This window comes from Allobosea sp. P2_B12 (assembly GCF_056404835.1).
Window position 1 is genome coordinate 343,336 of sequence record NZ_JBFUDG010000006.1, and the last position, 24,916, is coordinate 368,251.

22 protein-coding genes are annotated in these 24,916 nt (G+C 67.0%); 15 read left to right on the top strand and 7 right to left on the bottom strand.

Annotated features, from left to right (window positions below; translation table 11 throughout):
- Nucleotides 1-10: 10 nt before the first annotated feature.
- Nucleotides 11-622 (bottom strand): histidine phosphatase family protein, encoded by a 612-nt coding sequence (locus tag AC1DYU_RS17100; RefSeq protein ID WP_158486305.1) that lies wholly within the window; start codon nucleotides 620-622, stop codon nucleotides 11-13.
- 156 nt (nucleotides 623-778) lie between these two features.
- Between AC1DYU_RS17100 and AC1DYU_RS17105 the strand changes: the two genes are divergently transcribed.
- Nucleotides 779-991, top strand: a complete 213-nt coding sequence (locus AC1DYU_RS17105; protein ID WP_158486306.1) for a hypothetical protein — start codon at nucleotides 779-781, stop codon at nucleotides 989-991.
- Between the two features lie 24 nt (nucleotides 992-1,015).
- On the opposite strand, the gene AC1DYU_RS17110 is transcribed toward AC1DYU_RS17105, so the two are convergent.
- Nucleotides 1,016-1,681, bottom strand: coding sequence for a GntR family transcriptional regulator (locus tag AC1DYU_RS17110; protein WP_158486307.1), 666 nt, complete (start codon nucleotides 1,679-1,681; stop codon nucleotides 1,016-1,018).
- Nucleotides 1,682-1,961: 280 nt separating this feature from the next.
- On the opposite strand from AC1DYU_RS17110, the gene AC1DYU_RS17115 reads away from it, so the two are divergent.
- From AC1DYU_RS17115 to AC1DYU_RS17130, 4 genes are all read left to right on the top strand, one after another.
- Nucleotides 1,962-2,996: a 4-hydroxythreonine-4-phosphate dehydrogenase PdxA gene (locus AC1DYU_RS17115; protein ID WP_476792669.1), complete on the top strand. Its 1,035-nt coding sequence runs from the start codon at nucleotides 1,962-1,964 to the stop codon at nucleotides 2,994-2,996.
- Nucleotides 2,997-3,069: 73 nt separating this feature from the next.
- Nucleotides 3,070-4,065 carry a Bug family tripartite tricarboxylate transporter substrate binding protein gene (locus tag AC1DYU_RS17120; protein ID WP_476792670.1) on the top strand — a complete coding sequence of 332 codons (996 nt, stop codon included), beginning with the start codon at nucleotides 3,070-3,072 and terminating at the stop codon, nucleotides 4,063-4,065.
- A 166-nt stretch (nucleotides 4,066-4,231) separates the two neighbouring features.
- Nucleotides 4,232-4,720, top strand: a complete 489-nt coding sequence (locus AC1DYU_RS17125; RefSeq protein ID WP_476792671.1) for a tripartite tricarboxylate transporter TctB family protein — start codon at nucleotides 4,232-4,234, stop codon at nucleotides 4,718-4,720.
- Between the two features lie 32 nt (nucleotides 4,721-4,752).
- Entirely contained in the window at nucleotides 4,753-6,264 is a 1,512-nt protein-coding gene (locus AC1DYU_RS17130) for a tripartite tricarboxylate transporter permease (RefSeq protein WP_476792672.1), read from the top strand.
- A 52-nt stretch (nucleotides 6,265-6,316) separates the two neighbouring features.
- Here the strand turns inward: AC1DYU_RS17130 and AC1DYU_RS17135 are convergent, their stop codons facing one another.
- From AC1DYU_RS17135 to AC1DYU_RS17150, 4 genes are read right to left on the bottom strand one after another with little or no spacing between them, the layout of a single operon-like run.
- Nucleotides 6,317-7,051, bottom strand: coding sequence for a FadR/GntR family transcriptional regulator (locus AC1DYU_RS17135; RefSeq protein WP_476792673.1), 735 nt, complete (start codon nucleotides 7,049-7,051; stop codon nucleotides 6,317-6,319).
- Between the two features lie 15 nt (nucleotides 7,052-7,066).
- A complete protein-coding gene (locus AC1DYU_RS17140) occupies nucleotides 7,067-7,804 on the bottom strand; it encodes an SDR family NAD(P)-dependent oxidoreductase (protein WP_476792674.1) in 738 nt (245 codons plus the stop codon).
- An 8-nt stretch (nucleotides 7,805-7,812) separates the two neighbouring features.
- Nucleotides 7,813-8,595, bottom strand: a complete 783-nt coding sequence (locus tag AC1DYU_RS17145; protein ID WP_476792675.1) for an SDR family oxidoreductase — start codon at nucleotides 8,593-8,595, stop codon at nucleotides 7,813-7,815.
- Nucleotides 8,592-9,593: an NAD(P)H-quinone oxidoreductase gene (locus AC1DYU_RS17150; protein ID WP_476792676.1), complete on the bottom strand. Its 1,002-nt coding sequence runs from the start codon at nucleotides 9,591-9,593 to the stop codon at nucleotides 8,592-8,594. Before AC1DYU_RS17150 ends, AC1DYU_RS17145 begins: the two co-directional genes overlap by 4 nt.
- Before the next feature lie 239 nt (nucleotides 9,594-9,832).
- On the opposite strand from AC1DYU_RS17150, the gene AC1DYU_RS17155 reads away from it, so the two are divergent.
- The 8 genes from AC1DYU_RS17155 (at nucleotide 9,833) to AC1DYU_RS17190 (ending at nucleotide 20,120) form a co-directional block, all read left to right on the top strand.
- On the top strand, nucleotides 9,833-11,041 hold the full coding sequence (locus AC1DYU_RS17155) for an ABC transporter substrate-binding protein (protein WP_476792706.1): 1,209 nt from the start codon (nucleotides 9,833-9,835) through the stop codon (nucleotides 11,039-11,041).
- 122 nt (nucleotides 11,042-11,163) lie between these two features.
- Nucleotides 11,164-12,036: a branched-chain amino acid ABC transporter permease gene (locus AC1DYU_RS17160; RefSeq protein WP_108050485.1), complete on the top strand. Its 873-nt coding sequence runs from the start codon at nucleotides 11,164-11,166 to the stop codon at nucleotides 12,034-12,036.
- 4 nt (nucleotides 12,037-12,040) lie between these two features.
- A complete protein-coding gene (locus AC1DYU_RS17165) occupies nucleotides 12,041-13,870 on the top strand; it encodes a branched-chain amino acid ABC transporter ATP-binding protein/permease (RefSeq protein WP_476792677.1) in 1,830 nt (609 codons plus the stop codon).
- Nucleotides 13,854-14,558 (top strand): branched-chain amino acid ABC transporter ATP-binding protein, encoded by a 705-nt coding sequence (locus AC1DYU_RS17170; RefSeq protein WP_158486318.1) that lies wholly within the window; start codon nucleotides 13,854-13,856, stop codon nucleotides 14,556-14,558. The genes AC1DYU_RS17165 and AC1DYU_RS17170 overlap by 17 nt, the downstream gene beginning before the upstream one ends.
- A 5-nt stretch (nucleotides 14,559-14,563) precedes the next feature.
- Nucleotides 14,564-15,376 carry a shikimate dehydrogenase family protein gene (locus AC1DYU_RS17175; protein ID WP_476792678.1) on the top strand — a complete coding sequence of 271 codons (813 nt, stop codon included), beginning with the start codon at nucleotides 14,564-14,566 and terminating at the stop codon, nucleotides 15,374-15,376.
- Nucleotides 15,373-16,149, top strand: coding sequence for an SDR family NAD(P)-dependent oxidoreductase (locus tag AC1DYU_RS17180; protein WP_476792679.1), 777 nt, complete (start codon nucleotides 15,373-15,375; stop codon nucleotides 16,147-16,149). Before AC1DYU_RS17175 ends, AC1DYU_RS17180 begins: the two co-directional genes overlap by 4 nt.
- A 186-nt stretch (nucleotides 16,150-16,335) precedes the next feature.
- A complete protein-coding gene (locus tag AC1DYU_RS17185; protein WP_476792680.1) occupies nucleotides 16,336-18,513 on the top strand; it encodes an alpha-ketoacid dehydrogenase subunit alpha/beta in 2,178 nt (725 codons plus the stop codon).
- Entirely contained in the window at nucleotides 18,510-20,120 is a 1,611-nt protein-coding gene (locus AC1DYU_RS17190) for a GMC family oxidoreductase (RefSeq protein ID WP_476792681.1), read from the top strand. The genes AC1DYU_RS17185 and AC1DYU_RS17190 overlap by 4 nt, the downstream gene beginning before the upstream one ends.
- A gap of 42 nt (nucleotides 20,121-20,162) precedes the next feature.
- Here the strand turns inward: AC1DYU_RS17190 and AC1DYU_RS17195 are convergent, their stop codons facing one another.
- Nucleotides 20,163-21,500: a nucleotide sugar dehydrogenase gene (locus AC1DYU_RS17195; RefSeq protein WP_476792707.1), complete on the bottom strand. Its 1,338-nt coding sequence runs from the start codon at nucleotides 21,498-21,500 to the stop codon at nucleotides 20,163-20,165.
- A gap of 186 nt (nucleotides 21,501-21,686) precedes the next feature.
- Here AC1DYU_RS17195 and AC1DYU_RS17200 point away from each other — a divergent pair, with 186 nt between their 5' ends.
- The gene (locus AC1DYU_RS17200) at nucleotides 21,687-23,573 is read left to right on the top strand and encodes a TRAP transporter large permease (protein WP_476792682.1); all 1,887 of its coding nucleotides are present in this window, start codon (nucleotides 21,687-21,689) and stop codon (nucleotides 23,571-23,573) included.
- A 28-nt stretch (nucleotides 23,574-23,601) separates the two neighbouring features.
- Complete coding sequence (gene pncB, locus AC1DYU_RS17205; RefSeq protein WP_476792683.1) at nucleotides 23,602-24,885, top strand: nicotinate phosphoribosyltransferase; 1,284 nt, start codon at nucleotides 23,602-23,604, stop codon at nucleotides 24,883-24,885.
- The last annotated feature ends 31 nt before the right edge of the window (nucleotides 24,886-24,916 follow it).

Genomic DNA, 24,916 nt, shown 5'->3' on the forward strand with positions numbered 1-24,916 from the left:
GGAGGCCCGATCAGGCGGCGGCGATGTTCCAGTGGGCGATGACGCGGTTCTCCGGATGGCCGGGATCGTAGCCCAGCACGCCGTAGCAGGCCGTGCCGAGCAGCAGGTTCTGCACGGCCGTGAGGTCGAGGCCGATCCAGCGTGCCGCGAGGCAGCGGCCGAAATGCCCATGTGTGAACACGGCCACATTGCCCGTCAGCGCTGACAAAAAGCCCACAAGCCGGTCTGCGCGCGCCGCGATCTGGGCCGGCGACTCGCCGTTGGGACAGCCGTCGCGGACGATGCTCCAGCCAGGTCGCCGGGCACGGATTTCAACCGAGCGCAGGCCTTCATAATCGCCATAATCCCACTCGGCGAGATCGGGCTCGACCGCGACCGCCGCGCCGAGCCCAACCAGTGCCGCTGTTTGGCGCGCGCGCTGGCGCGGGCTGGCCAGCACATGCGAAAACGCCAGCCCCCGAAACGAGGCCTCGAGTGCCCGAGCTTCGTCCTCGCCCCGGGGCGTCAGCGGGATATCGGTGCGGCCGGTATGTTGCCCCGACAGCGACCATTCGGTCTGGCCATGCCGGACCAAATAGATCTGCAAGGGGGAGGCGGGCTCGCGAGCATCGCTATTCGTCATCTGATCGCTGTTCTCGCGCCACCTGCTGAGTCCGCGCCGATGGTAGAGCTTTGTTCGCCCGCCTCAAGCCGGGGCGATGCACGAGGGTTCGCGTGGCAGCGCGCGACGCTCGTCTGTCGTATAGCTCCTGCTCCTGCATCGAGTCGCGAGACGCCCATGCCCAAGCTCTGCAAGTTCACCTCCCCCGCCGACGGCAAGCCCGTCTACGTCAATCCGCTCCTGGTCAGCGTCGTCTATACCTTCAAGGGCGAGCCGCCGGACACGATCATCGCATTCGGCAAGGATTTCATGCTCGGCGTCGCCGAAAGCCTGGACGAGACCGTCAGCCGCCTTGACAAGGCCATTGCGGACCAGGCCTCGGAAAGCTGAGAGCCGGCGCCCTGCCGCGGCCGGTCAGAGCACCTCGCGAACCCGCAGCAGCGTCGAGTCCATGTGGATTCCGATGATCCGGCTCAGCTCCGTGGCATCGCGCTTCAGCAAAGCCGCCATCATCTCCTCGTGTTCCGCCACGGCGCCGGCCCATTTGACCGGCCCCTCATTGCCGACGAATCGCAGCCGCTTGATCCGCGCCTGCAGGGTCGCGTGCATCTCCATCAGTGCCGCATTGCCCGACGCTGCCACGATCGCGCTGTGAATGTCCTGGTTGAGCTTGAAATACTCCAGCCGGCTGCGGGTCTCGTAGAGCACCATCATCTGCCGATGCATGGCATGGATCGCTTCGATCGTGGCATCGCTCGCCTGCTCGCAGGCGATCTTTCCGCCGAGCTGCTCCAGCGTCTTGAGCACCTCTAGGATGTCGGCGAGATCCTGCGCCGAGAAACGACGCACGATGGCGCCCTTGGCCGGAAGGATCTCGACCAGGCCTTCGCTGGCGAGCGTCTTGATCGCTTCGCGCAACGGCGTCCGGGAGACACCGAGCTGGGCACCGACCAGACCCTCGTTGATGCGCTGGCCGGGGGCGAGACGCGCCTCGATGATCATGTCGCGCAGCCGCTCCAGCACCTCGTCATGCAGGGTCCGGCGCGTGATCCGGGGATAGTCGATCGCAGGCTCGCTCATCGCTGCTCCACCAGGGCTGTGTCCGTGCCGGTTACGGCACGCGGACCCGGCGCTGTCAAACCGACGGCCACGAAAGCGCTCCCGGCGGCCCCGGCGCTGATGCTCGCGTCATGCGCGTGGGAGTTTATGGTTTCGTCTACCCGCATCGTGACTGCCTTGGCGACTCCATGCCTTTCCGGCATGCCTATACCACGGTGATTATGCTGCATACAGCATACTTGTGAGCTGCGGGGCCCTGTGCTAGCCAGAGGTCAGCGGGGCCAGTCAGCGGAGCAGGGCTATGGACAATCGGGCGCAGAACGAGTTGCCGGTGATTGCCGTCGCGATGGGCGATCCTTCGGGCATCAGCCCGGAATTGACCGCGCGCATCCTCGCCGAGCCCGATCTGCGCGCGGCGGCGCGTTACGTCGTCTTCGGCGATGCGCGCCTGCTCGAACTTGGCATCAAGGATGGTGCGGTCGATCCGCAGGTACGCGTCATCCGTGAGGGCGATGCCCTTCCGCTTGGCGACAAGCCCGTCTTCATCGATCTCGGCAACCATGATCCGGCGGATCTGCAGCGCGGCACGGCGACGCTGGCCGGCGGCAAGGCTGCGACCGACAATTTCCGCCATGCCTTGCAGTTCGCTGCCTCGGGCAAAGCCGATGCCGTCTTCTTCACGCCCTTCAACAAGGCGGCGATGCGCTTCGCCTATCCCGGCTATGACGACGAGATACGCTTCGTGCGCGACGCGATCGGCTTCGAGGGGCCTGCGAGCGAATTCAACATCCTGGACAAGCTCTGGAATGCGCGGGTGACCTCGCATATCCCGCTCTCGGAGGTGGCCGCCAACATCACGCAGGAGCGCATCCTGCGGGCGTTGACGCTGGCCGATGCCAATCTGCGTCTGGCCGGCTTCGACCCGCCGCGCATCGCGGTTGCGGGCATCAATCCCCATGCCGGCGACGGCGGCAATTTCGGCCGCGACGAGATCGACACCATCGAGCCCGCGGTCAAGGCAGCCAAGGCGAAAGGCTTCACCGTCGAGGGGCCGTTCCCCTCCGATACGGTGTTCCTGCGCGCCCGGAACGGCGATTTCGACGCGGTTCTGACGATGTATCACGACCAGGGCCAGATCGCGATGAAGCTGATCGGCTTCGACAGCGGCGTCACCCTGATCGGCGGCTTCCCGTTCCCGATCTGCACGCCGGCCCATGGCACCGCCTATGAGATCGCAGGCCGAGGCGTCGCCAATCTCGGCGCCACCCGCGCCGCGCTCGCGCTCGCCATCAAGATGGCCCAGGACGGCAAGGCGAGGGCCAAGGCCGCCGCCTGACACCAGAACGTTCTTTCAAAGACCGCCGCTCGAGAGCGGTCGCGAAAAACCAATCCTTCAGGGAGTAAAACGCATGAAGACCATCAGCATCACAGCCGCATTCGTTGGAGCCTTCGCGCTTGGCGCCACCAGCGCAGCGCAGGCCTGGCAGCCCACCAAGCCCGTCGAATTCGTCGTCACCTCGGGTGCCGGCGGCGGTACTGACAACTTCGCCCGCATGATCCAGTCGATCATCAGCAAGCACAAGCTGATCGACCAGCCGATCGTTGTGGTGAACAAGGGCGGCGGCTCAGGCGCCGAGGGCTATGTCTACGGCAAGGGCGCCAAGGGCGATCCCAACCGCGTCATCTTCGGCACCAACAACGCCTATCTACTGCCCTATGTCGCCAAGCTCGGCTACAAGTACAGCGATCTGACCCCGGTCGCCGGTCTCGCGCTCGACGAATTCCTGCTCTGGGTCAAGGGCGATGCGCCCTATGCCGACGCCAAGGCCTATCTCGATGCCGTCAAGGCCAAGCCGATGGGCTTCAAGATGGGCGGCAGCCAGTCGAAGGACACCGACCAGACCTTGACCTCGATGATCCAGGACGCGACCGGCGTGAAATGGATCTATGTCCCGTTCCAGGGCGGCAGCGCGGCGGCCGTGCAACTCGCCGGCGGCCATATCGACTCCAACGTCAACAATCCCAACGAGAATATCGGCCAGTGGAAGGCCGGGCAGGTCAAGCCGCTCTGCGTCTTCTCGCCAGTGCGGCTCGCCAAGAGCGATCCGGTCTTCGAGGGCAAGGGCTGGGGCGACATCCCGACCTGCAAGGAAGCCGGCCTGCCGCTGGAGACCTTCCAGATGCCGCGCACCGTCTGGCTGCCGGCCGAAGTCCCGGCCGACGCCGTCGCCTTCTACGCCGACGTGTTGGAGAAGGTCTCCAAGACGCCGGAATGGCAGGAGTTCGTGGGTCGCACCGCGCAGACGGCCAAGTTCATGAAAGGCCAAGACCTGGCTGACTTCGTCGCCAAGGATGACGCCGCCAACAAGAAGGTCTTCGAGAACGAAGGCTGGGTCGCGAAGTAAGCACCCCAACCTCCACGTCATCCCGCACAAGCCGCCGAGCGGCGCCGATCCGGGGTCCATGCCTGAACCGTTCCGGCATGGATCCCGGGTCTCCGCTTCGCTCCGCCCGGGATGACGGCGCGAGGAAAATCAGCCGCCTAGCTTTGCAGGAAGGGGCATCCCAGCCATGATCACCCGCTTCTGGGCCGAGATCGCGACCGCGCTGGCGACGCTGGCGTTCGGCCTCGTCATCGTCAATGGCGCGCTGGAATTCGGCATCGGCTGGGATTCCTCGGGTCCCCAGCCCGGCGCGTTTCCGTTCTACATCGGCGGTCTGGTCGCGCTGGCGAGCCTGGGCACACTGGTCGTCACGGCGGCCGGTCGCTTCGCAGGCTCGGCCGGGCTCGATGAGCTCTTCCTTGATCGCGAGCGCGGGCTGCGGGTCCTGTCCTTTCTCCTGCCGCTGCTCGCCTTCGTCGCGTTCAGCGCCACGCTCGGCATGTATGTCGCGACGATCCTCTACCTCGTTTTCACCATGCGCTTTCAAGGTCGTTACGGCTGGCTGGGAACGCTCGCGACGGCGCTGGGCACGGCCGCCTTCTTCTATCTCGCGCTGGAGAAATTCTTCCAGATCAGCCTGCTCAAGGGGCCGCTCGAGCCCTTGCTCGGCCTGTGACCGACGCGCAACCACGAACGGTGCCGTGAGCCATGGATAACCTCGCCAATCTGATGCACGGCTTTTCGGTCGCCCTGACCACGCATCATCTGCTGCTGATGATGGCAGGCGTGCTGCTGGGCGTGCTCGTCGGCGTCCTGCCCGGGCTGGGCGCCCCCAACGGCGTCTCGCTGCTCTTGCCGCTGACCTTCAGCATGGATCCGGTCTCGGCCATCATCCTGCTGACCTCGCTGTATTGGGGCGCGCTTTTCGGCGGTTCGACCACCTCGATCCTGTTCAACATCCCCGGCGAACCCTCATCGGTGGCGACGACATTCGACGGCCACCCGATGGCCAAGCAGGGCAGGGCGACGGAAGCGTTGTCCTTCGCCTTCCTCTCGGCCGGATTCGGGGCGCTGGCCGGCGTCATCCTGATCACCTTGCTGTCGGGCTGGGTCGCGAAATTCGCGCTGCGCTTCTCCTCGCCTGAGTATTTCGCGGTCTATTTCATGACCTTCGCCAGCTTCATAGGGTTGGGCGGCGCCTCGCCGCTGAAGACCATCGTCTCGATGGGCATCGGCTTCACCCTGGCCTCCATTGGCATGGATTCGGTCTCTGGCAATGTCCGCCTGACCTACGAGTTCGACGTGCTGCTCGCCGGCGTCTCCTTCCTGATCGCGGTGATTGGCCTGTTCGGCATCGGCGAATTGCTGCTGACGATGGAGGAAGGGCTCAAATTCGAGGGCGTCGCCGCCAAGGTCCGCATCCGCGACGTGGTGCTGACGGCGGCCAAGCTGCCGCGCTACTGGCTCGCGCTGCTGCGCTCCTCGCTGATTGGCATCTGGATGGGCATCACGCCGGGCGGGCCTACAGCGGCCTCCTTCATGAGCTACGCCATGGCCAAGCGCTCCTCGCGCAACCCGGCCAAGTTCGGCAAGGGCGAGCCCGAGGGTGTGATCGCGCCCGAGACGGCCGACCATGCGGCGGGTTCGGCCGCGATGCTGCCGATGCTGGCGCTGGGCATTCCCGGCTCCGCGACCGCCGCCGTGATGATGGGCGGCCTGATGATCTGGGGGCTGAACCCCGGCCCGACATTGTTCACCGACCGCCCCGATTTCGTCTGGGGCCTGATCGCCTCGATGTATCTCGGCAATGTCGTCGCGGTCGTGGTCGTGCTGGCGACGGTGCCGCTCTTCGCCTCGATCCTGCGCATCCCGTTCTCGATCATCGGGCCGGTGATCGTGGTGATCTGCTTCATCGGCGCCTATACCGCTGCGGGCAAGGGCTTCGACATCTGGCTGGCGCTGATCTTCGGCCTCGTCGGCTACGTCTTCAAGAAGCTGGACTACCCGATCGCGCCGCTGGTGCTCGCCATGGTCATCGGCGACAAGGCTGAGGACGCCTTCCGCCAGTCGATGATCTTTAGCCAGGGCTCGCTCTCGATCTTCTGGTCCAACCCGCTGGTCTCGACGCTGATGGCGATCGGCCTCACCTTGCTGCTGATGCCGCTAATCGGCCGTGCCGCCCTGTCCTTGCGCGGGCGGGCCACAGCGCGCAGCGACTGATCCAGCCGGCGCGCGAGCGCGATCGGCTGGGCGATGTAGCGCCCCGCCCTCGTTACCGCCCGAGATAGAGCGCGAGTCGCGCGGCGGCGTTCTTGAGGTGCGTTTCGGCAGCTACGCGGGCCCTTTGCGGATCGCGCGCGACGATCGCCTCGAAGATGGCCTGATGCTCGCCCTGCACCATCTGCGCCATGCCGGCGAGGCGGGCCGTGTTGGCCCGGGCGGTGCGGATGAAATTTCGCACGCGCCGGTCGAGAAACTCCGAGAGATCGCGGAAGAACGGATTTCCGGTGGCGTCGATGATGGCGCGATGGAAGGCGACATCCTCGTCGACGCCGGATTCGCCGCGGTCGATCGCGGCCTGCATCGCGTCCAGCCGGGTGCGGATCGTGGCGAGATCGGCCTCGCTATGGCGCTCGGCCGTATGCTCGGTCGCGGACGCCTCGACCGCCATCAGCAATTCGACGATGTGGCGCAGCTCCGCCTTGTCCGAAAAATCCGCGACATCGAGCCGGAAGACCGAGCTTGATCCGGGCTCGGCGACGAAGGCCCCGGCGCCCTGGCGCGACAGCACCAGCCCGTCATGCTTCAGCCGGCCGACCGCCTCGCGCACGATCGGGCGGCTGACGCCATAGGTCAGGGCGAGTTGCTGCTCGGTCGGCAGGCGCTCGCCGGCCTGGAGCCGGCCCGATGCGATCTCGTCGCGCAGCCTGAGCGCCAGCGTGTCGGCGAGCGAGGGGGCTCGTCCCAGAATGTCACGCTGCTCGGATCGGCTTTTGTCGGCGACCATGAGGTTCAATCGATCCTAGCTGGCGATGTGCAGGCCGCCATTGACGTGAATGGTCTCGCCGGTGACGAACCGTGCCAGATCGGAGCACAGGAAAGCAACGACGCCCGCGACCTCGTCAGCCGTTCCCAACCGCTTCATCGGGGTGGTCTGGATCAGCTCCGGCTTCCTCGCGATGAGCGGCTGCACCATCGGCCCCTCGATCAGCCCCGGCGAGACGGCATTGACGCGAATCTTCGGCGCCAGTTCGAGCGCCAGCGAGCGCGACAGGCTGAGCACGCCGCCCTTGGCCGCCGCATAATGCGCATGGGCGTAGCTGCCGCGATGGCCGGCCATCGAGGCGATGTTCACGATCGTCGAGCCCTCCGCCAGATGTGGGATGGCGGCGCGGCAGCTATGGAAGACGCCGTCGAGATTGATCGCGATCGATTGGCGCCATTCGGCCTCGCTCATCTCGCTGACCAGCCGGTCGCGATAGAGCCCCGCTGCGGTCACCAGCGCATCGATGCGCCCGAAGCGTGCCACCGTGGCTTCGACCACGCGCTCGGCGTCCACGGCCAGCGCCGCATCCTGCCGCAGCGCCAGCACGCGTTCTCCGCCGGGATCGAGTTCGCGGGCGAACGCCGTCATGCCATCGATATCGAGGTCGGTCAGCGCGCACGTCGCGCCGTGGCGGTGAAAGAGCGTCGTGATGGCCCGTCCGATTGCCCCGTTCGCGCCCGTCAACAGCAGCACCTTGCGGGAGAAGTCGATCACGGCGCGCCTCAGGTCATCAGCCAGCCGCCGGCCACGTCGCAGACCTGTCCGGTGACGAAGGCGGCGTTGTCGGAGGTCAGGAACAGGCAGGTCTGGGCGACATCCTCGGGGCTGCCGAGCCGGCGCAGTGGCGTCGCCATCCGCGCCGCCTCGTTGGCTTCCGGAGCCGTGCCCCGCATCAGCGGCGTGTCGATCCGGCCCGGCGCCACCGCGTTCACGGTGATGCCGTCGGGGCCGAGTTCGCCCGCCAGATGCTTGGTGAAGCCGATCAGCGCCGCCTTGGTCGCGGCATAGTGGACGCCGACAATGTCGCAATAGGTCTTGCCGGCGACCGAGGAGACGCTGACGATCGAGCCGCGCCCAGCCGCGCGCATCGCGGGCACGACCGCGCTGGCGCAAAGGAACGCGCCCGTCAGGTTGACGTCGAGCACCCGGCGCCATTCGGCGGCACTCATCTCGCCCAGAACGGCGCGCTTGCCGTCCGCCCCTGATTTGGGCGAGACGCCGGCATTGTTGATCAGCACACCGATCGGCCCGAGCACGTCGGTGATGCGCGCCACGGCCGCGTTGACCGAAGCCTCGTCGGCGACATCGGCGGAAACCGCCAGCGTCGTCGCACCGCGGGCCCGCGCAGCTTCGGCCGCCGCCTCCGCGAGCGCAGGATCATGGTCGAGATAGGCGACGCTGGCGCCGGCCGCGGCATGGGCGTCGGCGATCGCCTGGCCGATGCCGCGCCCGGCGCCGGTGACGAGCACGACCTTGCCGCGATGGCTGGTCAGATGGCTGCTCACTTGCCGACCTCGAGCATGATCTTGCCGAGATGGGCGCTCGATTCCATCAGCTCATGCGCCTGCCGCGCCTGCTCCAGCGGGAATGTGGCATGGATGATCGGCTTCACCGTGCCGGCTTCCAGCAGCGGCCAGACATCGCGGCGTAAGTGCGCGGCGATCTCGGCCTTGAGCGCGACCGAGCGCGCCCGCAGCGTCGAGCCGGTCAGCGTCAGGCGTCGCAGCATCACGTTCATCAGGTCGAGATCGGCCTTGCTGCTCTGCAGGAAGGCGATCTGCACCAGCCGCCCCTCCAGCGCCAGGATGTTGATGTTGCGCTGGATATAGGGGCCGCCGACCATATCCAGCACGACATCGACGCCCTTCTTGTCGGTCAGCCGCTTGACCTCCTCGACGAAGTCCGTGGCGCGATAGTCGATCGCCTGCTCGGCGCCGAGCGAGCGGCAGAAGGCGCATTTCTCTGGCGAGCCGGCCGTCGCATAGACGGTCGCACCGGCATGCCTGGCGAGCTGGATCGCGGTCGAGCCGATGCCGCTGGAGCCGCCATGGATGAGGATCGTCTCGCCCTTCTTCAGGCGCCCACGCGTGAAGACGTTGTCGTAGACGGTGTAATACGTTTCGGGCAGCCCGCCGGCCTCCAGCAGCGACAGCGGCTTCGGCACCGGCAGGCAGAGCGGCTCGTCGGCCACGGCGTATTGCGCATAGCCGCCGCTGATCACCAGCGCGCAGACGGCTTCGCCGATGCGGCTTTCCGCGACACCGTTGCCGACGGCAGCGATATGGCCGGAGACCTCGAGCCCGGGAATCTGCGTCGCGCCGGGGGGAGGCGGATATCCGCCGGCGCGCTGCAGGCAGTCTGGCCGGTTGATTCCCGCTGCCGCGACCGCGATCAGCACCTGGCCGGGGCCGGGCTTCGGCAGCGGCGCGGTCTCGATCTCGATCACCTCCGGGCCGCCCGGCCCGGAAAAGCGCACCTGCTTCATCGTCTGCGGCAATGCCATGATCGTCGTCTCTCCCTGAATTCGGGCTCGTTTATCGCTGGACCAAACGATGCTCCAGCCTGGGCTTGAACCGCTCTTGTGCCGTTCGCCCTGCCTTGGTTCAAGCGTTAGCAAAACCCTACTTGTCAGGCAACTTGGTTATCTGCATTATCCGGCCGTCGGCGAAACGTCCGGCCGGGACGCATCAGACGATGGGGACCGCAAGAAATGCTCGTGACAGCGGTCCCAGGGAGGACATGATGAGGTTCGTAACGCGCGCAGCGCTGGCTGCGGTATTGACTCTGTCGGCCGTACCAGCCGTTGCCCAGGTCAAGATCGGCGCACTCTATCCATTCTCGGGCGGCCTCGCGCTGCTCGGCGACGAAAGCTTCCGGGGCCTCGAGATCGCGATCGAGGAGCGCAATGCCGCCGGCGGGCTGAAGAAGCAGAAGATCGAGATCGTCAAGGGCGATGCGGTCGAGCCCAACCAGGCCGTCGGCGAGGCGCGGCGCCTGACCTCGGTCGACAAGGTACCGGTGATCTTCGGGACCTATTCGTCCTCGCTCTCGATCGCGGCGACGCAGGTCGCGGAGCTGGCCGGCGTGCCCTATTTCGAGCTCGGCGCGATCTCCGACCCGATCACCGAGCGCGGCTTCAAGAACGTCTACCGCACCAACCCGACCGCGCGCGATTTCGCCGCCCGCATGGTTGATGCCGTGGGCGAGGCCATCGCGCCGGCGCTCGGCGTCGAGGCCAAGTCGCTCAAGGTCGCGATCATCCACGAGGATTCGCTCTACGGCCAGACCGTCGCCGGCTACCAGACGGCCCGGGCCAAGGAGAAGGGTGTCACCATCGTCGAGACGCTGCCCTATTCGGCGAAGTCGGTCGACCTGACACCGGTGATCCTCCGTCTCAAGACGGCCGGTGCCGATGTCGTGCTGCAGACCTCCTACCAGAACGACACCGTGCTGTTCTTCCGCCAGATGAAAGAGCAGGGCTTCAAGCCCAAGGCCATGATCGGCGCCGGCGGCGGCTACTCGCTGCGCGACACCATGCTGGCAATCGGCGCGGAGCACATGGAAGGCGCGCTCAACGTCGATTTCACCCAGTTCCGCACCAATCCGAAGGCGGCGCCCGGCGTCGATGATTTCGTCAAGAAATACCAGGCCAAATACGGCACGGCGCCGCGCTCGGGCCATTCGCTGGCCAACTACATGGGCGCGCTGGTCTTCCTCGACGCCATGGAGAAGGCGCCGGACCTGAAGGCGGCCTCGATCCGCACGGCCGTGATGGCTGTCGATGTGCCCGTCGGCGGCACCGCGACGGGCTGGGGTGCGAAATTCGCCGAGAGCGGGCAGAACAGCCGCGCCGTGCCCTTCCTGATGCAGTGGCAGAGCGGCGAGCTCGTCACTGTGTTCCCGGCCGATGCGGCCGTGGCCAAGATGAAGGTCGGCATCGGCACCAACTGACGCCGCGGCCCGGTCTACCCCTTGCGGACATGATGAAGGCTGAGGGCCGCCGACAGCGGCCCTCTCATGCTCCGCGTCCGACATCCTTTGCTTCGACAGATTCGACTTCGGAGACGCCCTTCATGGACGTGCTTGTCCAGTTGCTGCTCAACGGCATCATGCTTGGCAGCATGTACGCCATCATCAGCGTCGGCCTGACGCTGATCTTCGGTATCGTCCGCGTCGTGAACTTCGCCCATGGCGAATTCCTGATGATCGGCATGTACGCGACCTATCTGCTCGCCACCAAGCTGGGCTGGCACCCTTACGTCTCGGCTGTGCCGGTGGTCGTGCTGCTGTTCTGCGTCGGCGCGCTGGTGCAGCGCTTCATCATCCAGCCGCTGCTGAATGCCGACGAGCACATCCAGATCTTCGCCACGGTCGGCCTCTCGACGGCGCTGGTGAACCTGGCGCTGATGATCTTCGGGGCCGATCTCTATTCGGTCTCGACGCCCAGCGCCCGCCAGTCGGTTTCGCTCGGTGGCTACACGGTGCTGTCGGGACAGATCGTCATCCTCGCCTGCGCGCTGGCGCTGGTCGCAGGTCTGCACCTCTTCATGCAGAAGACGCCGCTTGGCCGCGCCATCCGGGCCACGGCGCAGAATCGCAACGCCGCGCTGCTGATGGGCGTGCGGGTCGACCGCATCTATATCATCTCCTTCGGGCTGGGCGCGGCCTGCGTCGGGCTCGCCAGCGCGCTGGTCATGCCGCTGTTCCCGGTGACGCCGACGATCGGCTCCTATTTCGTGCTGACCGCCTTCGTCGTCGTCGTGCTCGGCGGCATGCGCAGCATGTACGGCGCCTTTGCCGGCGCGATGATCATCGGCATCGTCGACAGCCTGTCAGGCTACTACATCGCGCCCGATCTCAAGGAGGTCGTCTATTTCGCGATCTTCATCCTGATCCTGATCTTCAAGCCGACCGGCCTGTTCGGCTTCGGCCGTGGGACGGAGTGAGCGCATGACCTCCCCGATCGCAACCGCAGCACCCGTCGCCGTGGTGAAGCCAAGCCGGCTTTCCGCGCTGACCCATCCGCGCGTCTACGTCGCGCTGCTGCTGCTCTCGCTGCTGCTGATCATCCCGGCGCTCAGCGATTCAGCCTTCATCATCCACGTCTTCGTGACGATTTGCGTCTTCGCCGGCCTCTCGACCGCCTGGAACATCGTCGGCGGCTATGCCGGCCAGCTTTCGCTCGGCCATATGATGTTCTACGGCATCGGCGGCTACACGACCGCGTTGCTGATCCAGCATGTCGGCCTCTCGCCCTGGATCGGCATGTGGGCGGGCGCTGCGCTCTCGGCTGTGGTCGCTGTCTGTATCGGCTATCCCTGCTTTCGCCTGCGCGGGCCGTTCTTCTCGCTGGCGACGATTGCCTTCCTCGAGGTTATCCGCCTGCTGGCGATCCACTTCCACGGCGTCACCGGCGGATCGGCGGGGCTGATCGTGCCGCTGAAGATCGGCTGGGCCTGGATGATCTTCCAGGACAAATTCAACTACCTGATCATTGCCTTCGGCCTGCTGCTGCTGACGCTGATCGTGTCCTGGGTCATCCGCAATGCGCGGCTCGGCTACTATCTGACGGCGGTGCGCGAGCGCGAGGACGCGGCCTCCGCCGCCGGCATCAGCCCGACCGACGTCAAGCTGAAGGCCGTCGTGATCTCGGCCGCGCTGACCAGCCTGATCGGCTCCTTCCACGCGATGTATACGACCTTCCTCGAGCCGGCGACGATGTTCTCGCTCTCGACCTCGATCGAGGTGGCGATGTTCTCGCTGATCGGCGGGCTCGGCACGGTCGCGGGCCCGTTGCTCGGCACGGTGCTGGTGGTTCCGATCGCGGAACTGGCGCGCGGCTGGCTTGGCGCCTCCGCCAACGGCCTGCACGGCTTCGTCTACGGCACCGTGCTCGTGCTGATCACCCTGACGCTGCCGGGCGGCTTGGTCGGCACCTTCGGGACTCGTGTCGGGCGCTGGATCGACAGGCTGCCGGGCGGGCAGCCCCGGCCGGAGCAGGAAGCTCCGGCATTGCGCCAGATCGGCGGCACCCCCGGTGAGACCATGCTGGAGGCGAAGAATCTCGTCATGCGCTTCGGCGGCCTGACCGCGACCGACGACGTCTCGATGGTGCTCAAGCGCGGCGAGATCCTCGGCATCATCGGCCCCAATGGCGCCGGCAAGACGACGCTGTTCAACCAGATCTCCGGCTTCCTCCAGCCCTCGTCCGGCAGCATCGCCATCGTCTCGGGCGGGAAGGCGACGACGCCGGCAACCGCGGATGCCTTCGCCCGCGCCGGTGTCGGGCGTACCTTTCAGATCGTTCAGCCGTTCGGCAAGCTGACGGTGATCGAGAACATCATGATCGGCGCCTTCATGCGCAATCCCGATGTCGCCTCGGCGCGTGCAGTGGCGCTGCGGGTGTCGTCGCTGGTCGGCCTGCAGCATGTCCGCGAGGTCGAGGCCCGCAACCTGCCGATTGGCGATCTCAAGCGCCTCGAAGTCGCCCGCACGCTTGCGACCGAGCCCGATATCCTGCTGCTCGACGAGGTCATGGCCGGCCAGAGTCAGACCGATACGCAGACGATGGTCGCGCTGATCCGCGCCATCCGCGATGCCGGCGTCACGGTGATCGCGATCGAGCACAACATGCAGGCGATCATGAGCCTGTCCGACCGCATCATCGTGATCGATTCCGGCAAGGTGATCGCGCAGGGCGATCCGCAATCCGTGGTCAGGGATCGCCGGGTGATCGAGGCCTATCTCGGAGAGGATTTCGCCAATGCTCAAGGTCTCTGAGCTGACGGCCGGCTACGGCCGCACCACGATCCTCCAGGACGTCTCGATCAGGATCGGCAAGGGCGAGGTCGTGACCATCATCGGCGCCAACGGCGCCGGCAAGACCACGCTGCTGCGCGCGATCTCCGGGCTCGTGAAGCCCGATTCCGGCACAATCGAGTTCGACGGCCACCAGATCGCAGGCGCGACGCCCGCCGACATCGTCGGGCGCGGCCTCGTCATGGTGCCGGAAGCCCGCCAGCTCTTCCCGGTCATGACCGTCCGGGACAACGTCATGATGGGTTGCTACCACGCCAATGCCCGCGACGGCTCGGCCGCCCGCTTCGAGGAGGTGCTGGAGATCTTCCCGCGCGTCCGCGAACGGCTCGACCAGCTCGCCGGCTCGCTTTCGGGCGGCGAGCAGCAGATGGTCGCGATCGCGCGCGGGCTGATGGCCAAGCCCCGGCTGCTGATGCTGGACGAACCCTCGCTCGGCCTCGCGCCGATCATCGTCCAGCAGATGTTCGGCATCGTCGAGCGCATCTGCGCCATGGGCACGACGGTGCTCTTGGTCGAGCAGAAGGCCTTCCACGCGCTCAAGATCGCGCAGCGCGCCTATGTGATCGAGAACGGCCGCATCGCCATGGAGAACACAGGCGCCGGCCTTCTCGCCGATCCCCACATCAAGACCGCCTATCTCGGGATTTAGAGCAGATGACGGAGATCTCCGGCCACACCCGGATCTATGCGATCCTCGCCGACCCGGTCCATCATGTGCAGACGCCGCAGAAGCTGAACGCGCTGATGCAGAGGCGTGGCCATGACGGAGTGATGGTGCCGGTCCATGTCGGGGTCGATGACCTCACCACCGTGGTCGCCGGCCTCAAACGGATGAAGACGCTCGGCGGCTTCGTCGTCACCGTCCCGCACAAGACGGCGATCGTCGCGCTCTGCGACGCGGTTTCCCGACAGGCCGAACTGGTCGGCGCGGTCAACTGCGTCCGGCGCGGGGCCGATGGCCGGTTCGTCGGCGAAATCCTCGATGGGCTCGGCTTCGTCGCGGGGCTGCGGCGCGAGGGCTTCGAGCCAAAGGGCCGCCGGGTTCTGTTGCTTGGGGCAGGCGGTGCCGCCAATGCGGTGGCCTTCGCACTCGCCGAAGCGGGTGTCGCCGGCCTCTCGATCGCCAACCGCACGCGGGCGAAGTCGGAGGATCTGGCGCGGCGGCTGGCATCGGCCTTTCCGGCGCTGCCCATCGATCTCGACGAACCCGGTGCGGCCGCCCCCGACATCGTCGTCAACGGCACCTCGCTTGGCCTCGCCGGGGGGGATCCTCTGCCGCTCGACGCTTCGCGGCTCGTGCCCGGCCAGATCGTCGCCGAGGTCATCATGCAGCCCCGCGTCACCGCATTGCTCGCAGCCGCCCAGGCCAGGGGCTGCCGCATCCATTACGGCCTGCCGATGCTCGAATGCCAGCTCGAGATGATGGGCGATTTCATGGGCATGACGTCACCGGGCATCACGCCATGAGCGCCACCCCGGTTCCCGATCGCAACCGCGACCTCGCCGGCAAGGTCGCGCTGATCACGGGTGGCGCCTCCGGTCTTGGGCTCGCGATGACCCGGCGTTTCGCCGGACGCGGCGCCCGTGTCGTCGTGCTCGACCGGGACGCGGCTGCCACTGAGGCGCTGGCCGGTATCGAGAACGCGGCCTTCATCACCTGCGACGTCTGCGATCCGGAAGCGGTTGACGCGGCCTTCGGCCAGGCCGAGGCCGGGACAGGCCCGCTCGACATCGTCGTCGCCAATGCCGGCATCTCGCAGAATTCTCCGACACTGGATCTGAGCTTCGCCGATTGGCGCAGGGTGATGGCCGTCAATCTCGACGGCGTCTTTCTGACGGCGCAGGCCGCCGGGCGCCGCATGGTCCCGCGCAAGCGCGGTGTCATCCTGCTGATGGCGTCGATGTATGGCGTCGTCGCCGCGCCCGAGCGCATCGGCTACTGCGTCTCCAAGAGCGGCGTCGCGATGATGGCCAAGGCGCTGGCGCTCGAATGGGCGCGCCATGGCCTGTGCGTCAACGCGCTCGCGCCGGGCTATGTCCGCACGCCTTTCCTCGACGACCTGATCGCACGCGGCCGGCTCGATGCCGACGCGCTGACGAATCGCATGCCGATCGGCCGCTTCATCGAGCCCGGAGAGGTGGCCGATCTCGCCGCCTTCCTCGCCAGCGACGAGGCGAGCGCGATTACGGGGCAGGTCGCCGGGGTCGATGGAGGCTGGAGCGCCAATGGTTATCTCTGAGAATTTGGTCAGCCATTCCTACAGCCCTCATCCTGAGGAGCCATTCCCTTGGGAATGGCGTCTCGAAGGATGCTTCAGGAGGTTCCCGAACCATCTGGAACCTCCTTCGAGACGCGCCTGCGGCGCTCCTCAGGATGAGGGCTCGGATGGGGTGTTGTTCGCCTCGGCGGTCGGAGGAGGGTGCTGATGCCCATCCGCGAAAAGCTCCACGCGCAGGCGCCCTGGACGGCGCTGCGCTCCACCCCGGCCGACTGGAAGGCTGCCGATCCTGCCTTGCTCGGCAGCATGCTGACGCAGCTCCACCTGATTCGCGCCTTCGAGGAGAGCGTGCTCGAACTCGCCGGCGAGGGGTTGGTCCATGGCCCGGCCCATTCCTCGATCGGGCAGGAGGGCGGGGCGGTTGGATCCGTGATCGGCCTGCGTGCCTCCGATCAGGTCAACGGCTCGCATCGCGGCCACCACCAGTTCCTGGCCAAGACACTGTCCTATCTCGCGCCGACGCTCGATCCGGTCTCGGATTTCGCGCTGCCGGTCGAGGGCATGTTGCACCGGAGCCTGGCGGAGATCCTCGGCCTCGAACCCGGCTTCGGCCATGGCCGCGGCGGCTCGATGCATCTGCGCTGGATCGAAGCCGGCGCGCTCGGCACCAACGCCATCGTCGGCGGCGGCGTGCCGCTCGCGGCCGGCGCCGCCATGGCCCACAAGCTCGCCGGCACCGGCGATCTCGCGGTGACCTTTTTCGGCGACGGCGCGATCAATATCGGCTCGACGCTGGAGACGATGAACCTCGCCGCAGCATGGGCTGTGCCGCTGCTCTTCGTCGTCGAGAACAACCTCTATGCCGTCGCGACCCATGTCGATGAGGCGACCTGCGAGACGCGCCTGTCGGGGCGCGGGCCCGGCTTCGGCATCCCCGCCTGGCGCGTGGACGGCATGGACCCGCTCGCCGTGCATCTGGCGACGCAGGAAGCCGCAGCGCTCGCGCGCGCCGGCAAGGGGCCGGCCCTGATCGAACTCGAGGTCTATCGCTACTTCCACCAGAACGGGCCGCTGCCCGGCTCCGCTTTCGGCTATCGCACCAAGGACGAGGAGGCCGCCTGGCGAGCCCGCGATCCGCTGGCGCGCGTCGCGACCGAAATGACGGCGCTGGGGCTGATCGATGACGGAGCCGTGGCCGATCTACGTGAGCGCGCGGTCGCCCTGATGAAGGACATCACCGGGCGATTGCTGGAGCCCGAGGGCAACCGCCGCCGCATCCGTCCCAATCTGTGGCCCGACACTGCCTTTGTCGATATCGGCCTGCGCGGCGAACTGCCGGCGCTGCCTTCCGAGGGGCCGCCTGCCGGACCGACGGTCGAGCGCAAATTCGTCGATGCCATCGCCGATGTGCTGCATCGCCGGATGGAGAGCGATCCGTCCATCGTCATCATGGGTGAGGACATCCACCGCCTGAAGGGCGGCACCAATGGCGCCACGCGCGGGCTGGCCGCCGCCTTTCCCGGCCGCGTGCTCGGCACGCCGATCAGCGAGAACGCCTTTACGGGCCTCGCCGGCGGGCTTGCCATGGATGGGCGCTACCGTCCGATCATCGAGTTCATGTATCCGGACTTCATGTGGGTCGCGGCCGATCAGGTCTTCAACCAGATCGGCAAGGCCCGCCACATGTTCGGCGGCACGACCGACGTGCCGCTGGTGCTGCGCAGCAAGATCGCGATGGGCACGGGTTATGGCTCGCAGCATTCGCTCGACCCCGCCGGCGTCTTCGCGACCGCGCCGGGCTGGCGCATCGTCGCGCCCTCGACGCCGCAGGACTATATCGGCCTGATGAACGCGGCTCTGAGGGGCAGCGACCCCGTGCTGGTGATCGAGCATGTCGATCTCTACCAGATGAACGGCATGATCCCCGCTGACGACCTCGACTACACCATCCCGCTGGGCAAGGCGCAGATTGTCCGCGAGGGCGGCGACCTCACCATCCTGACCTATTCGGCCATGGTCCATCGCAGCCTGGAGGCCGTTGAGGCGCTCGGCGTCGACGCCGAGATCGTCGACCTGCGCACGCTCGACCGCGCCTCGCTCGACTGGGAGACCATCGGCGAAAGCGTCCGCAAGACGCACAACGTCCTGATCGTAGAGCAGGGCGCGCGCGGCACCTCCTATGGCGCGATGCTGGCCGATGAGCTGCACCGCCACCTGTTCGACTGGCTCGACCAACCGGTCCAGCGCGTCCATGGCCGCGAGGCCTCGCCGACGATTTCGAAGGTGCTCGAACGCGCCGCCTTCGCCGGGCGCGAAGAAGTGATGGCGGGCATCGTCAGGGTGATGGCCGAGCGCGGCACGCCGCTTGCCGGGGCGACCGCATGACAATGCCTGCCAACGAGGCCTATGACTACATCATCGTCGGCGGCGGCACGGCCGGCTGCGTGCTCGCCAACCGCCTGAGCGAGGATGGCCGCCGCAGCGTGCTGATGCTGGAGGCGGGCGGCGAGGGCAAGGGCTTCTGGATTCCGATCCCCGCAGGCTTCAGCAAGCTGCTGGTCAATCCAACCTTCAACTGGCGTTTCCAGACCGAGCCGGAGGAGAGCACGCGCAATCGCGAGATCGCGATCCCGCGTGGCAAGGGGCTGGGCGGCTCGACGCTGATCAATGGCATGATCTATGTCCGCGGCCAGGCGCAGGATTTCGACGGCTGGGCTCAGGCTGGCTGCAGCGGCTGGAGCTTCGCAGACGTGCTGCCCTATTTCCGCAAGCTCGAAGCCTATGACGGAGAGGGTGACGCGACGCGCGGCCGCGATGGCCCGTTTCCGGTGACGCAAGTCAAGGAGCGCCCGGAAATCGCCGAGGCCTTCATCGCGGCAGCCGGGCAGGCCGGCTATCCGCGCAACCGCGACTATAACGGCCCGACGCAGGACGGCTTCGGCTATTATCAGGTCAACCAGCGCCATGGCCGACGGGTCAGCGCCGCCGATGCCTATCTGGCGCCGGCCCGCGGCCGCCCAAACTTACGTGTCATCACCGGCGCGCATGTCTTGCGCATCGATCTCAACGGCGCGCGCGCTACCGGCGTGACTTATCGCGTGGATGGCACGGAGCGACAGGCGGCCGCGGGCCACAGCGTCGTCCTGGCGGCAGGCGCGATCCAGACGCCGCATCTGCTGGAACTGTCCGGCATCGGCGACCCCGCCGTGCTGGCGGCGGCCGGCCTGCCTCTCCGCCATGACCTGCCGGGCGTCGGCGCCAATTACAGCGACCATTTCTGCACGCGCATGAACTGGCGGGTGAAGCTGCCGGTGACGCTGAACGAGACGACGCGCGGCTGGCGGCTGGCGGCGGCGGTCGCGCAGTATTTCCTGACGCGGAAGGGCATCCTGACGCTCGGGACCGGGCTGGCGCATGGCTTTGTGCGGACACGGCCCGAGATCGAAGGGCCCGACGTCCAGTACTTCTTCATGCATGCGAGCTACGCCAACGCGGCCGAGCGCCGGCTCGACCGCGAGCCCGGCATGACCATCGGCGTAACGCAGTTGCGGCCGGAATCGCGCGGCACCATCCATGCCCGCGCGCCCGACGCCGACACGGCCCCCGCGATCCGGCCGAATTTCCTCGCAATCGCCGCCGATCAACAATGCATGGTCGACGGCATGAAGATCGCGCGCGAGATCGTCGGACAGCCGGCGATGGATGCCTATCGCAGCCATGAGATGGCGCCGGGGCCGGAGTGCGACAGCGATGCGGACTGGCTCGCCTTCGCCCGCGACAACGGCCAGACGATCTATCACGCGTCGGGGACCTGCCGTATGGGGCAGGGGCCCGGCGCCGTCGTCGATCCGGAATTGCGCGTCCGCGGCATCGACGGCCTGCGCGTCGCCGATGCCGCGGTCATGCCGGCGGTGGTCTCCGGCAACACCCAGGCCGCCGTGCTGATGATCGCCGAAAAAGCTGCCGACCTGATCCGCCGGGACAGTCTTTAGGCCGCGAGATCGTAAGTCGGCTCAGATTCGCTCGTGCCGCCTTCAGGCCTTGAAGATCGTCGGCCCGGCCAGCCCGTGGCGGGCGCAGGCATTGCGGGTGTCCACGACGAGTTTCGCATGGGCGACGATCAGCCGGTAATCGACATCGTCATGGTCGGTCGCGATCAGCACGGCGTCGAAGCCCTGGAGGCTTTCGGCCGTCAGCTTCGTGCTGGTTCGGGCGGTCAGTCCGCCATGCTTGCGGGTCTTGCGGATCGCGGGGATATGCGGGTCGTGATAGGCGGCCTGCGCGCCGCGGGCTTCGATCAGCTCGATCAGCTTGAGGGCCGGGCTCTCGCGCATGTCCTCGACGTTCTTCTTGTAGGCGAGGCCGATAACGAGGATGCGCGCCCCGCTGAAGCTGCGTCCGAGCTGGCGGTCGACGAGTTCGGCGAGCCTGTCCACGACCAGATAGGGCATCTCGGTGTTGATCTGGCCGGCGAGCTCGATGAAGCGCGTGGCGATGTCGAATTCGCGCGCCTTCCAGGTCAGGTAGAACGGGTCGATCGGGATGCAGTGGCCGCCGAGGCCAGGCCCCGGATAGAACGGCATGTAGCCGAAAGGTTTTGTCTTGGCGGCGTCGATCACCTCCCAGATGTCGATGCCCATCGCGGCGTAGACCTGTTTCAGCTCGTTGACGAGCGCGATGTTGACGGCGCGGAAGATGTTCTCGGTCAGCTTCACCGCCTCGGCGGTGGCCGTGGACGAGACCGGCACGGTCTTGACGACCAGCGCCGCATAAAGCGCATCCGCCATGGCGAGCGCATCGGCTCCGTCGCCGCCGACGACCTTGGGGATGTCGGAGGTGCCGAACTGGGCGTTGCCGGGGTCCTCACGCTCGGGCGAATAGGCGAGGTAGAAATCGGTGCCGCTCTTCAACCCCGTCGCCTGTTCGAGGATCGGGCGCATCAATTCGTCGGTGGTGCCGGGATAGGTCGTCGATTCCAGCACGACGAGCTGGCCCTGGCGCAGGCGCTTACCGATCTCCTGCGTGGTCTTCACGACATAGGACAGGTCGGGCTCGCGATGGCGCGAGAGCGGCGTCGGCACGCAGATCAGCAGGGCGTCCGGTTCGGCCAGCCGCTCGAAATCGGTGGTCGCCTCGAAACGCCCGTTCGCCAGTCCCTCGACGATCAGGTCCATCGGGATGTGCTTGATGGTTTCGCGGCCGGCATTGATCTGCTCGACGCGAGCCTGGTCGATATCGAAGCCGACGACCCTGATGCCCTGGCCCAGCGCAGCCAGCGCGAGCGGGATGCCGACATAGCCGAGCCCGACCACGCCGATCACCACCGAACGGTCGCGCACCCTCTCGACGAAAGACTGCGCCGCCTGCGCCATCACCATCAGCCCCGACTCCGGCCATTGTCATATGCGGCGGACATCGCAACCGAGGAGGCGCCGGCAAGGCTTGGTCCTTGCCGAGATCAACCTTTGTGTCAACGCGAGCGGGACCCGCTGCGCATCTAAGGGCGACCCATAGCCGGAGTCAGGCGATATAGGATCAGGCGCAGAACAGGATTCGATGTGGCGGGCGATTCTGGCATAACGCGGCAGGACGAAGGCGGGCAGGGCGCCCGCCGGCTGGCGCGCGTCCTCGCCACGCTGGAATCCTGCCTGCAAGGGCTCGGTGCCGCTATTCTCGCCGCGCTGTTCGTCGTGGTGATGGCGGCCGTGGCTCGGCGCTACCTGTTCGGTGGCGGCTTCGTCTGGTCGGATGAGTTGGCGATCTGGCTGCATGTCGCGCTGATCGCCGTCGGCGCACCGTTGGCCGTCACGGGTGCCCTGTCGATGCGGCTCGACGTTCTGGTGCGGCTGCTGCCGGCGGGCGGCCGGCGGTTTGCTGATGCGCTGGCCGGGGGCATCGCCGTGCAGGGTGCGCTGGTGCTGGCGGTCGGCGGCGCGAATGTCGCCGCGCTCGTCGGCGGCACCTCCACCGTGCTCGGCCTGCCGGAATCGCTGCGCTTTGCGATGTTTGCGCTCGGCGGTGGGCTGACGGTGGTAGTGCTCTTGCTGCGTGCGGCGCTGGATCGCGGCTGGGCCGATGCGCTGGCTGCGCTCCTGCTCGGCCTGGCCTTCTACGGGTTGGCGCAGCTTTCGAGCGGGCTGTTCCTGACGGCGCCGAGCCTTGCCGCGGCCGTGCTGGCCGGCGCGGGGCTCTTGCTCGGCGCGCCGCTGCCGCTGGCCTTGCTCGCGGGCGCGTCGATTGCCGGGGCTTTTGGGGGGCTGCTGCCGGAACCGGCGATCGTCCAGAACACCGTCGCAGGCGTCTCGAAATTCCTGCTGCTGGCGATCCCGTTCTTCCTGCTCGCGGGCGAGCTTTTGACCTCCGGTGGTCTCGCCGAGCGGCTGGTGCGGTTTGCGGCGGCCCTTGTGGGGCATCGGCGTGCGGGGCTTGCCCAGACGGCGCTGGTCTCGAGCGTGCTGTTCTCGGGCGCCTCGGGCTCATCGGTCGCGAATGCCGCCTTCGGGGCCAAGGTGATGGCGCCGACGCTGGTGGCGCGCGGCTATCCGCCGGCCCATGCGGCGGCGATCGTCGCCGGCGTCTCGATGCTCGACAACATCATTCCGCCCTCGATCGCCTTCCTGCTGCTGGCGACGGCGACCAATCTCTCGGTCGGGGCGCTGCTGGTCGGCGGTTTCGTCGCCGGTGGCGTGCTGGCGCTGGCGCTTGCCATCGGCATCCATCTGACGGTGCGCGACGTCGTCGATGCGACGCCAAAGGCGCCCACGCGCGAGCGGGCATCGAGCCTCATCGGCGCGCTGCCGGCGATCGGGCTTGGTATCGTGGTCGTGGTCGGCATCCGCTTCGGCGTCGTCACGGTGACGGAGGCCTCGGCGCTGGCTGTGACGTATGCGCTCGTGACCTGCCTCGCGCTGCGCAGCCTCAACAGCCGGGGCGTTCTCGCCGCGCTGCGCAGCACCGCCACGGAAGCCTCGGCGATCGGCGTGCTGATCGGTGCCTCGGCGCCCTTTGCCTTCCTGCTGGCGCTCGACCGGGTCTCGGACCTGATGGCGGGGCTGGTGACGGCGCTGGGTGGCGGACCCTATGCGGTGATGCTGTTGTCGAACCTCGTCCTGCTGGTCGCCGGGCTGTTCCTCGATATCGGCGCCGCGATCCTCCTGTTGGCGCCGCTGCTGTTGCCGGTCGCGGTCGCGGCGGGGCTGGATCCGATTCAGTTCGGGGTCATCCTCGTGGTCAACCTGATGATCCATGGTCTGACGCCGCCGCTCGGCATACTCATCTATGTCGTCAGCGGCATCACCCGCGTTCCGGCCGGGGCGGTGTTCCGGGCCGTGCTGCCGCTGCTCGGCGTACTGCTGGTCGCGCTCGCGCTGCTCTCGCTGGGCGCGGCGGCCTGGCCCTCGCTTGCGCCGTCCTCGCTTGCCCTTGCGCTCAAGGCGCTGTTCTGATGCGCCGAGACGCCGACAGGATCTGACGATGACGCTCACCGACATCGCGACGCGAACCTATAATCATGGCTGGCGGCTCGATCCGATCATCCGCAGCCTGCTCGACACCGATTTCTACAAGCTCTTGATGCTGCAGATGATCCGCGCCTTCCATCCGGAGGTGGAGGTCACCTTCTCGCTGATCAACCGCTCCCGGCATATTCGCCTCGCCGACATCGTCGACGAGGCGGAATTGCGCGCCCAGCTCGACCATGCCCGCGAGGTCCGCTTTTCGAAGAAGGAGCTGATCTGGCTGGCGGGCAACTCGTTCTACGGCAAGACGCAGATGTTCTCGCCGGAGTTCATCACCTGGCTCGCCGATTTCCGTCTGCCCGAATACGACCTTCGCAAGGTCGACGGGCAGTACGAGCTGCATTTCGAGGGGCCCTGGACCCACACCACGATGTGGGAGGTGCCGGCGCTGGCGATCATCAACGAGCTCAGGGCACGCCGGGTCATGAACGGCCAGAAGCGCTTTGCGCTCGATGTGCTCTATGCCCGCGCCAAGGCCAAGATGTGGGACAAGGTCGAGCGGCTTCAGAAGCTGCCGAATCTTCGCCTGTCGGATTTCGGCACGCGGCGGCGCCACGGCCATCTCTGGCAGCGCTGGTGCGTCGAGGCCTTGAAAGAGGGGCTGGGACCGGCCTTCAGCGGCACCTCCAACGTGCTGCTGGCGATGGACAACGATCTCGAGGCGATCGGCACCAACGCCCATGAACTGCCGATGGTGCTGGCCGCGCTCGCCGATGGCGACGAGGAGCTCGGGCGCGCGCCTTATCGCGTCCTCGACGAATGGCGTCAGGTCTATGGCGGCAACCTGCTGATCGCGCTGCCCGACGCCTTCGGCACCACGGGCTTCCTGCGCGATGCTCCCGATTGGGTCGCCGACTGGACGGGTTTTCGTCCGGATTCGGCGCCGCCAATCCCGGCCGGCGAGGAGATCATCGCGTGGTGGCGCGAGCGCGGGCGCGATCCCAAGGAGAAGCTGCTGGTCTTTTCCGACGGGCTCGACGTCGATGCCATCGAGCGCGTCCATCGCCATTTCGACGGCAAGGTCCGCATGGCCTTCGGCTGGGGCACGGACCTGACCAACGACCTCGTCGGCTGCTCGCCCGACGGCTCGCGCGCGCTCGATCCGATGTCGCTGGTCTGCAAGGTCTCGAAGGCGAATGGGCGGCCCGCGGTCAAGCTCTCCGATAACCCGGAGAAGGTCTCGGGCGAGGACGAAGCGGTGGCTCGTTACCGGCGGGTGTTCGGGGCCATGCTGGCGTAAGAACCGATGAAGAATGTTGCCATAATGTTCT

Coding starts and splice junctions, on each gene's coding strand:
- AC1DYU_RS17170 (WP_158486318.1), top strand. CDS start 13,854: ATGCTCAAGGTCTCTGAGCTGACGGCCGGCTACGGCCGCACCACGATC.
- AC1DYU_RS17185 (WP_476792680.1), top strand. CDS start 16,336: ATGCCCATCCGCGAAAAGCTCCACGCGCAGGCGCCCTGGACGGCGCTG.
- AC1DYU_RS17165 (WP_476792677.1), top strand. CDS start 12,041: ATGACCTCCCCGATCGCAACCGCAGCACCCGTCGCCGTGGTGAAGCCA.
- AC1DYU_RS17120 (WP_476792670.1), top strand. CDS start 3,070: ATGAAGACCATCAGCATCACAGCCGCATTCGTTGGAGCCTTCGCGCTT.
- AC1DYU_RS17195 (WP_476792707.1), bottom strand. CDS start 21,500: ATGGCGCAGGCGGCGCAGTCTTTCGTCGAGAGGGTGCGCGACCGTTCG.
- AC1DYU_RS17110 (WP_158486307.1), bottom strand. CDS start 1,681: ATGAGCGAGCCTGCGATCGACTATCCCCGGATCACGCGCCGGACCCTG.
- AC1DYU_RS17100 (WP_158486305.1), bottom strand. CDS start 622: ATGACGAATAGCGATGCTCGCGAGCCCGCCTCCCCCTTGCAGATCTAT.
- AC1DYU_RS17190 (WP_476792681.1), top strand. CDS start 18,510: ATGACAATGCCTGCCAACGAGGCCTATGACTACATCATCGTCGGCGGC.
- AC1DYU_RS17130 (WP_476792672.1), top strand. CDS start 4,753: ATGGATAACCTCGCCAATCTGATGCACGGCTTTTCGGTCGCCCTGACC.
- AC1DYU_RS17155 (WP_476792706.1), top strand. CDS start 9,833: ATGAGGTTCGTAACGCGCGCAGCGCTGGCTGCGGTATTGACTCTGTCG.
- AC1DYU_RS17180 (WP_476792679.1), top strand. CDS start 15,373: ATGAGCGCCACCCCGGTTCCCGATCGCAACCGCGACCTCGCCGGCAAG.
- AC1DYU_RS17175 (WP_476792678.1), top strand. CDS start 14,564: ATGACGGAGATCTCCGGCCACACCCGGATCTATGCGATCCTCGCCGAC.
- AC1DYU_RS17105 (WP_158486306.1), top strand. CDS start 779: ATGCCCAAGCTCTGCAAGTTCACCTCCCCCGCCGACGGCAAGCCCGTC.
- pncB (WP_476792683.1), top strand. CDS start 23,602: ATGACGCTCACCGACATCGCGACGCGAACCTATAATCATGGCTGGCGG.
- AC1DYU_RS17135 (WP_476792673.1), bottom strand. CDS start 7,051: ATGGTCGCCGACAAAAGCCGATCCGAGCAGCGTGACATTCTGGGACGA.
- AC1DYU_RS17115 (WP_476792669.1), top strand. CDS start 1,962: ATGGACAATCGGGCGCAGAACGAGTTGCCGGTGATTGCCGTCGCGATG.
- AC1DYU_RS17125 (WP_476792671.1), top strand. CDS start 4,232: ATGATCACCCGCTTCTGGGCCGAGATCGCGACCGCGCTGGCGACGCTG.
- AC1DYU_RS17150 (WP_476792676.1), bottom strand. CDS start 9,593: ATGGCATTGCCGCAGACGATGAAGCAGGTGCGCTTTTCCGGGCCGGGC.
- AC1DYU_RS17160 (WP_108050485.1), top strand. CDS start 11,164: ATGGACGTGCTTGTCCAGTTGCTGCTCAACGGCATCATGCTTGGCAGC.